At 43.3% G+C, this 8111-nt stretch carries 7 protein-coding genes; all 7 read right to left on the bottom strand.

From position 1 onward, the window contains the following. Nucleotides 1–89 precede the first annotated feature (89 nt). The gene (locus V7161_RS12030) at nt 90–866 is read right to left on the bottom strand and encodes an SDR family NAD(P)-dependent oxidoreductase (RefSeq protein ID WP_335445379.1); all 777 of its coding nucleotides are present in this window, start codon (nt 864–866) and stop codon (nt 90–92) included. A gap of 40 nt (nt 867–906) precedes the next feature. Further along, nucleotides 907–1875 (bottom strand): DMT family transporter, encoded by a 969-nt coding sequence (locus tag V7161_RS12025; RefSeq protein WP_335445378.1) that lies wholly within the window; start codon nt 1873–1875, stop codon nt 907–909. After that, nucleotides 1859–3487 (bottom strand): NTP transferase domain-containing protein, encoded by a 1629-nt coding sequence (locus V7161_RS12020; protein ID WP_335445377.1) that lies wholly within the window; start codon nt 3485–3487, stop codon nt 1859–1861. The genes V7161_RS12025 and V7161_RS12020 overlap by 17 nt, the downstream gene beginning before the upstream one ends. Before the next feature lie 192 nt (nt 3488–3679). Continuing rightward, nucleotides 3680–4084, bottom strand: a complete 405-nt coding sequence (locus tag V7161_RS12015; protein ID WP_335445376.1) for a F0F1 ATP synthase subunit epsilon — start codon at nt 4082–4084, stop codon at nt 3680–3682. A 21-nt stretch (nt 4085–4105) separates the two neighbouring features. Further along, nucleotides 4106–5527 carry a F0F1 ATP synthase subunit beta gene (gene atpD, locus V7161_RS12010; protein ID WP_335445375.1) on the bottom strand — a complete coding sequence of 474 codons (1422 nt, stop codon included), beginning with the start codon at nt 5525–5527 and terminating at the stop codon, nt 4106–4108. 118 nt (nt 5528–5645) lie between these two features. Then, on the bottom strand, nt 5646–6503 hold the full coding sequence (atpG, locus tag V7161_RS12005) for an ATP synthase F1 subunit gamma (protein ID WP_335445374.1): 858 nt from the start codon (nt 6501–6503) through the stop codon (nt 5646–5648). Between the two features lie 89 nt (nt 6504–6592). Further along, nucleotides 6593–8101, bottom strand: a complete 1509-nt coding sequence (gene atpA / locus V7161_RS12000; RefSeq protein WP_335445373.1) for a F0F1 ATP synthase subunit alpha — start codon at nt 8099–8101, stop codon at nt 6593–6595. Between the last annotated feature and the right edge of the window lie 10 nt (nt 8102–8111).

Raw genomic sequence — 8111 nt, 5'->3', positions numbered from 1 at the left:
TCCAATCAACAGTGTTATTAAATCAACAATCGCCTTTAACAAAGCCTAAAAAAAAGCCAGTCAAAAGACTGGCTAAGTTAGTTTTACTATTAATTTGAATTCGCCGACATCCCGCCATCAATCCGATGCTGGCTGCCGCTAATAAAGGAACTATCATCGGAAGCAAGGAATAATACCAGGTTCGCAACATCAATCGGCTCCGCGTACCGGCCGAATGGAATCAGGCCAGCAAACATTTCCCTTGCCTTTTCTGATTCACCTGGATTCATCGCCTCTTCAATCGACCGCATCATTCTCGTATTCACACTTGTCGGGTGAATCGAATTGACCCTTACATTGGCATGTGCCGCTTCATTGGCCGCCGTTTTTGTCAGCCCGACGACAGCATGCTTGGCCGCTACATACGGCCCTAAGTCCGTATACCCCATCCAGCTGGCATCTGACGCCGTATTAATAATGCTGCCGCTTCGTTGTTCCATCATGATCGGCAATACATGCTTCAAGCCTAAAAACACACCACGGACATTGACATTCATCACCTTGTTAAAATCCTCTACCGATACATCTACTAGCTTACAAATCGGCCCCTCAATACCGGCATTGTTAAAGAAAATATCGATTTTTCCAAAATGGTCCATAGTCGTTTTGACATAATTCACAGTGTCCGCTTCCTCAGAAACATCCGCCTGTACAACAAGCACTTCACCGAAAATCTCAAGTTTTTCTTTGGCCTTGAACAGTTTTTCTTCGGTTTGCCCAATTAAAACGACCTTCGCCCCTTCTTTTAAAAATAACCCGGCCGTTTCAATTCCGATGCCGCCTGCTCCACCCGTAATAATCGCTACTTTTCCATCTAATTTCCCCATTATGTATTCCCCTCTCTCCATCAGCCAAAAAGGCAGCAAATTAAGCTGCTGCCTTTTTGAAGAATTTTTTGAAGTTAAGTTCGTCTGGATTTGCGACTGTAATAATCGAACCTACAATAATCATGACACTGCAAATGAGCAGTTTTGCAGTAACCGGGCTTCCAAAGAAGATAAACCCGAAGAAAATCGTCCAAGACACATAAGTAATATTGATGGCCATCGCTCTCGTCGGCCCAATTTCGTTAATCGCTTTGTAGTAGCCTAAGTAAGAAACCGCGCCACATAAACCGACTAATGCAATATAGATCATTTCTTTTGACATGATAATGTCACCGACTACCGCATATCCGCCAAAGATTGGAATGATAATCAATCCGAATACCAAGGCAGACGTGACTTGTCGAATCTGCAGGGCATGCTCTGGTGTTACTTCTTCATCCTTCATGCCATAAGCGCAGATGACACATTCCATCCCCCAGCCAAAAACGGATCCTAAAGCAAAGATGAACCCTAATGTAGCGTTAGGACCAAGCCCGCCGCTTGAGTAACCTAAAATAAAGATAAAGAGGATACTCACAAAAAGGCCAATCCAGTTTCTGATTGAAAGTTTATCCTTTAACCATAAGAAGGCAAAGAAGGCGCCAACAGCCGGATAGACGGCAGAAATCGAAGCCGTGTACGAAGCCCCGATATATTTTACTGCTAACACGTAACAAGTCATACCGATCGGCCCGCCCATTAACGCTGCCAGCATGACATATCGGCCGCTGCGAGTCTTCATTTTCGCGAACGCGTTCTTTAGTTCGCCTTTAAATGCCATATAAATCATTACCCAAACGGCTGAAAAGGCATCATGGAAATAGGTACTGATCAGCGGTGCTAAAAAGATGATTTGGTCCGTTGACACAAATAAAGTATGTGCTAGGATTACTCCAATAAAAACCGTATCTAACGCCCAGGTCATGGCCGAAATGACGGCTGCTAAAGTTCCTTTAGTTTTTGTATTCAAGCACTTTCCCCTCCCCTAGAACCTTCTTAATATTTTCTTTCGCACGATCGAACCGATGAATTCCGTATGAACCGAAATCATCACCTGCTGCTTCCTTTATGACCGTCCAGGTGCTCCATAAGAAATCCTGGAAGATCTTGTTCATTAAGATTCTTGTTTGGATCTCATCCGTAACTTCTTCTCCCTTAAAGTAATGGGATAAGAACAATTCCTCGTCTTCCGGAGAAAACACACTTTCCATCGAATGTGCCGCGATGTCCCACATTGGATCACTCAAGCCGCTGTATTCCCAGTCAATTAGATATAGTCTTTCGCCGCTTTTCACCATGTTTTCGGCAACAGGGTCAACATGGCAAGGAACAAACTGAATATTCATCGCTTTATAAATCTTCTCGATTTCCTTCACCTGATTGCGTACTTCCTCATAGCCTTCATAAAATTGGCCTTCTGCTTCGATGACTAATTTTTCATATTTATCCATTTCCTTAAATACATCCCACGTATTTTCTATAGGGATGTTCGACTGATGCAGCGTGCGAAGTCGGTCCGTCGTCAGCTCCATGATGTCTTCTCGCTTACACATTTTCCCGTTTAACGTTTCGGCATTTGGAATAATCTCCGATATCTTCACACCCGTTTCGGCATTAAAATAAATTAATGGCGAGTCGAGCCCGATTTCACTGACAAGATTGGAATTGATTTTTTCTGCGAATCTATTAATCATGGCTTCCGTTCCAACACCTGGAATCCGCAATACATAGTCCTTTTGATTCGTTAAGGTAATCTTGAAGTTTTTATTTGTCATTCCGCCAAAAGGAACAATGCTCTCAATCTCAGCTTCGCTTACATTTAACGCTTTTGTGACCAGTTCATGAATTTGCTCTTTTTTAAATTGAGCTTCCCTGCGTTTTAATTTTGGCAGCACAACATTTCTGGCATTGATATAATCTTCATTTGTATCGATATCTGTCCAGATTAAGTCATTCATTTTAACAAAACCGACATTATACTCTCTTGCAACATCCAAAAGTAAGTATTCATAGTTTAAATAAGGGTTTTTATTCTCTTTATATTCCTCTGTCATTTTGGAAAAAACCTCAAAGGAAAGCTTGCTGATGCCGACCATTTCGCCATCAATTTTATTAAATTGCGCGATATCCTTTGAAATTTTATATAAATAGCCCTTCTTTAACTCCACAAAAGCCTCTGCCCCGGATCCGCTTTCATTTGCAAGCAAAATGCAGGACCTTTGGCTATTTTGGAGTAATTGATCAAAAGTCTCTTCCTCTGTGTAGATATCATGCTCTACCAACAGGAAATCGCCTGTTATGTATTCTGCTGCACAGGCAAGCGATGCCATCGAACCCGTCCACTTGTACTTGTCATTTTCAGCTACATAAACCCCTTCAACATTCTTCAAGAAATCAAATGCTTCCTTCTTATAGCCAGTTACGATGACAATTTTTTCAATTCCTTTTTGCTTTAATAGATTAAGGTGTCTAGTTAATAAATTACTATTATCCAGTTCAAGCAGGCTAACCGGCTCTTCAAAATCCACACTTTTTCCTGCCGCTAAAATAACCGCTTCACGTACTTTAAATTGATTTTCCATGTGGTGCCTCCCAAATGTTCACATTATGAATTAATTCAATTTTTGAACTCATTATTATCTTAGCAGTAAAACTGGGCTTTTGTAAATTAAATTTTTTCAAAAAATGTCGACATTTGGTGAGGCTTGTCCACAAAAAAATCCAATAAATGCAAAAAACCCCTCCAAAAACTGGAGAGGTCCTTTATATTCAAATTATTTCTTATCCGATACGGCGAGGCGATTGACGGCACGTTGCAGGGCAAGCTCAGCACGTTTGAAATCGATATGATCCTGGCGATGTTCTTGAAGACGCTGCTCGGCACGTTCTTTGGCTTTTAGCGCACGTGCAACATCAATTTCTGAACCTTTTTCAGCAGATTGGGCTAAAATCGTCACTTGTTCAGGACGGACTTCTAAAAATCCACCGCTAACCGCAACCAAATCTTCTTTCCCATCCTTCAAAAGGCGAACCGCGCTAATCTCAAGCGGAGCAACCAAAGGAATGTGGTCAGGCAAAATACCTAATTCACCAGCAATACCCTTTGCAATCACCATTTCCACTTCTGAGTCATACACCGGGCCATCGGGAGTAACAACATTGACTTTAATCGTCTTCATTTTTTACCCTCCTGGCGCACTTTAGACTTCTACACCCATGCGTTTTGCGGCCTCAACCACTTCTTCAATACGGCCGACTAAGCGGAACGCATCTTCTGGAAGGTGGTCATACTTACCATCAAGGATATCTTTGAATCCTTTAACCGTTTCCTTAACAGGTACATAAGATCCAGGCTGGCCAGTGAACTGTTCAGCAACGTGGAAGTTTTGTGATAGGAAGAACTGCAAGCGGCGCGCACGAAGTACGACTAACTTATCATCATCAGAAAGTTCGTCCATACCAAGGATCGCGATGATATCCTGTAATTCACGGTAACGTTGTAATGTTTGCTGCAATTTACGAGCTACAGTGTAGTGCTCTTCGCCAACGATTTCAGGTGACAATGCACGAGAAGTCGATGCAAGAGGATCTACCGCTGGGTAAATACCCATCTCAGAAAGCTTACGTTCAAGGTTAGTAGTTGCATCTAAGTGAGCGAAAGTAGTAGCCGGAGCCGGGTCAGTATAGTCATCGGCTGGTACGTAGATCGCTTGGATCGATGTAACAGAACCTACGTTAGTAGATGTGATACGCTCTTGTAATTTACCCATTTCAGTAGCAAGAGTCGGCTGGTAACCTACCGCAGATGGCATACGGCCAAGTAACGCGGATACCTCAGAACCTGCTTGCGTGAAACGGAAGATGTTATCCATGAAGAAAAGAACGTCCTGTCCTTGCTCATCACGGAAATATTCAGCCATAGTCAAACCAGTCAAGGCAACACGCATACGTGCTCCTGGCGGCTCGTTCATTTGTCCGAATACCATCGCAGTTTTCTTGATAACACCTGAATCCGTCATTTCGTGGTAAAGGTCATTACCTTCACGTGTACGCTCACCAACGCCGGCGAATACGGAAATACCGCCGTGCTCTTGTGCGATGTTGTTGATTAATTCCTGGATTAATACGGTTTTACCTACACCGGCACCACCGAATAGACCGATCTTACCACCCTTAATATATGGTGCAAGCAAGTCTACTACCTTAATACCAGTTTCAAGGATTTCTACTTCAGTAGAAAGGTTTTCAAATGTTGGCGCTTCGCGGTGAATCGAATCACGGCGCTCACTTGCAGGAATCTCTTCCTTCAAGTCAATAACATCACCTAATACGTTAAATACACGGCCAAGAGTTGGATCCCCAACCGGTACAGAAATCGGTGCACCACTATCCTGTACTTCCAAACCACGAGTTAAACCGTCAGTAGAAGCCATCGCAATCGTACGAACTGTATCATCACCTAAATGAAGGGCTACTTCAAGGGTTAAGTTGATATCAACTTCTGATTCATTACGCGCTTTGGAATTAATTCTTAAAGCGTTATAGATCTCAGGTAGTTTGCCGTTTTCAAATTTAACGTCAACAACCGGACCCATAATCTGAACAACGCGTCCAATGTTCATCGTTTTCCCTCCTATCTTACTCTTTGAACAAATCCGTGAGGGATTCTGGCAATCAATCCCTCACGAAAAATTTATTTATACTGCAAGGCTGGCCTCACGCCAACCCACATTAAGAAGACTATTCTAATGCAGCCGCACCGCCAACGATTTCGGCAATTTCCTGCGTGATCGCTGCCTGACGGGCACGGTTGTAAATAAGTGAGTAGTTCTTGATCATTTCTTTCGCATTATCAGTTGCGTTCTTCATCGCTGTCATCCGGGCAGCATGCTCACTTGCTTTACTGTCTAAAAGAGCACCGTAAATTAAGCTTTCTGCATATTGCGGCAGGAGAACTTCCAGAATTTCTTCTGGAGACGGTTCAAATTCATAAGAAGCAAGCTCTTTTGAAGAAGTGATATCAGAAAGCGGAAGAAGCTTCTTCTCTGTTACTTCTTGAGATATCGCACTGATATAATGGCTGTAGTACATATATAGTTCATCAAACGTGCCGTCTGCGAACATGCCAACCGTACTGGAAGCAATTTCTTTAATGTCGTTGAAGTTCGGCTGATCGGAAACCCCGGTAATCTCGAGAGCCACATTAATACCGCGCTTCAAGAAAAAGTCACGTGCCACACGTCCGACTGCAATAATCGCAAACTCATCATTCGATTTATGACGTTCTTGAATGGTTTGATAGACACGACGGATGACGTTGCTGTTAAACGCACCAGCAAGACCACGGTCGGATGTCATAACAATATAACCCGTTTTCTTTACTTCACGGGTTTCAAGCATTGGGTGAGCCACACCTTGTGCACCCGAAGCAATTGCCGCCGTTACTTCCTGGATTTTTTCCATGTACGGTACGAATGACTTTGCATTCATAACGCCGCGGTTCCATTTCGCAGCTGACGTCATCTCCATCGCTTTGGTGATCTGACTCATCTTTTTCGTAGAATTAATACTGTTTTTTATATCGCGTAATGATGCCATAGGTTCTCACCACCCTCATTCAAAGAATGTTTAGCATCAGCACCTCTTGAATAAGGTGCTGGTGCCGAAACTTATGTCAGACCCTATACTTATTCGGAAACTGCAAACGTCTTTTTGAAGTCGTTGATCGCAGAAGCCATATCGTCATCAGAAGGAAGATCCTTCGTCTTTGTAATATGGTCTAACACCTCTTTGCGGTTGTGGTCTAACCAGTTTAATAATTCAGATTCAAAGCGACGAATATCTACTAAAGGAATATCATCTAAGAATCCGCGTGTTAATGCATATAGAATCGCTACTTGCTTTTCAACAGAAAGCGGCTTGTTAAGGTCTTGTTTCAATACTTCAACCGTACGGGCACCACGAGCAAGTTTTGCTTGTGTTGCTTTATCAAGGTCAGAACCGAACTGAGCGAACGCTTCAAGTTCACGGTATGATGCAAGGTCAAGACGCAGTGTACCTGCAACCTTTTTCATCGCCTTGATTTGTGCGGATCCACCTACACGGGATACAGAAAGACCGGCATTGATCGCTGGACGTACACCAGAGAAGAATAAGTCAGACTGCAAGAAGATTTGCCCATCTGTGATGGAGATAACGTTTGTTGGAATATAAGCAGAAACGTCACCTGCTTGTGTTTCAATGAACGGTAATGCTGTGATTGAACCGGCACCTAGTGTGTCGTTCAATTTCGCAGCACGCTCTAGTAAGCGGGAGTGCAAGTAGAAAACATCCCCTGGATATGCTTCACGACCTGGAGGACGGCGAAGTAATAGGGAAAGCTCACGGTATGCAGCCGCTTGCTTAGATAAATCATCATATACGATTAAAACGTGCTTTCCGTTGTACATGAACTCTTCTGCCATTGATACACCCGTATATGGAGCTAAGAATAGCATTGGAGCTGGTTGTGATGCAGAAGCTGAAACAACGATTGTGTAATCTAATGCGCCATTCTTACGAAGAGTTTCAACTGCGTTACGTACAGTTGATTCTTTTTGTCCGATAGCAACATAGATACAAATCATGTTTTCGCTTTTTTGGTTCAAGATTGTATCGATCGCAACAGATGTTTTACCTGTTTGACGGTCTCCGATAATTAACTCACGCTGACCGCGGCCGATAGGTACAAGCGCGTCAATCGCTTTAATACCAGTTTGCAACGGCTCATGAACGGATTTACGAGCCATAACGCCTGAAGCAACTTGCTCAATTGGGCGTGTTTTTGTTGTATTGATTGGACCCATCCCATCGATTGGTTGTCCAAGAGAGTTTACCACGCGTCCGATTAGTTCCTCACCAACTGGAACCTCCATGATGCGTCCTGTACGGCGAACCTCGTCACCCTCACGGATTTCAGTGAAAGGTCCAAGGATAATGATACCGACGTTATTTTCTTCAAGGTTTTGTGCCATACCCATAACGCCGTTTGCAAATTCAACAAGTTCACCAGCCATGACATTGTCGAGGCCATGAACACGAGCGATACCGTCACCTACGGAGATAACTGTACCGACATCAGTAACTTGAATTTCTGCCTGATAGTTTTCAATCTGCTTCTTTATCAGGGCACTGATTTCTTCAGCTTTGATGCTCATGAGTTTCACC

This window comes from Neobacillus drentensis (genome assembly GCF_036965425.1).
GTDB classification, from domain to species: domain Bacteria; phylum Bacillota; class Bacilli; order Bacillales; family Cytobacillaceae; genus Neobacillus; species Neobacillus drentensis_F.
This window is presented reverse-complemented; position numbering and strand designations above follow the sequence as displayed.

Coding starts and splice junctions, on each gene's coding strand:
- V7161_RS12030 (WP_335445379.1), bottom strand. CDS start 866: ATGGGGAAATTAGATGGAAAAGTAGCGATTATTACGGGTGGAGCAGGC.
- V7161_RS12020 (WP_335445377.1), bottom strand. CDS start 3,487: ATGGAAAATCAATTTAAAGTACGTGAAGCGGTTATTTTAGCGGCAGGA.
- V7161_RS12015 (WP_335445376.1), bottom strand. CDS start 4,084: ATGAAGACGATTAAAGTCAATGTTGTTACTCCCGATGGCCCGGTGTAT.
- atpD (WP_335445375.1), bottom strand. CDS start 5,527: ATGAACATTGGACGCGTTGTTCAGATTATGGGTCCGGTTGTTGACGTT.
- atpG (WP_335445374.1), bottom strand. CDS start 6,503: ATGGCATCATTACGCGATATAAAAAACAGTATTAATTCTACGAAAAAG.
- atpA (WP_335445373.1), bottom strand. CDS start 8,101: ATGAGCATCAAAGCTGAAGAAATCAGTGCCCTGATAAAGAAGCAGATT.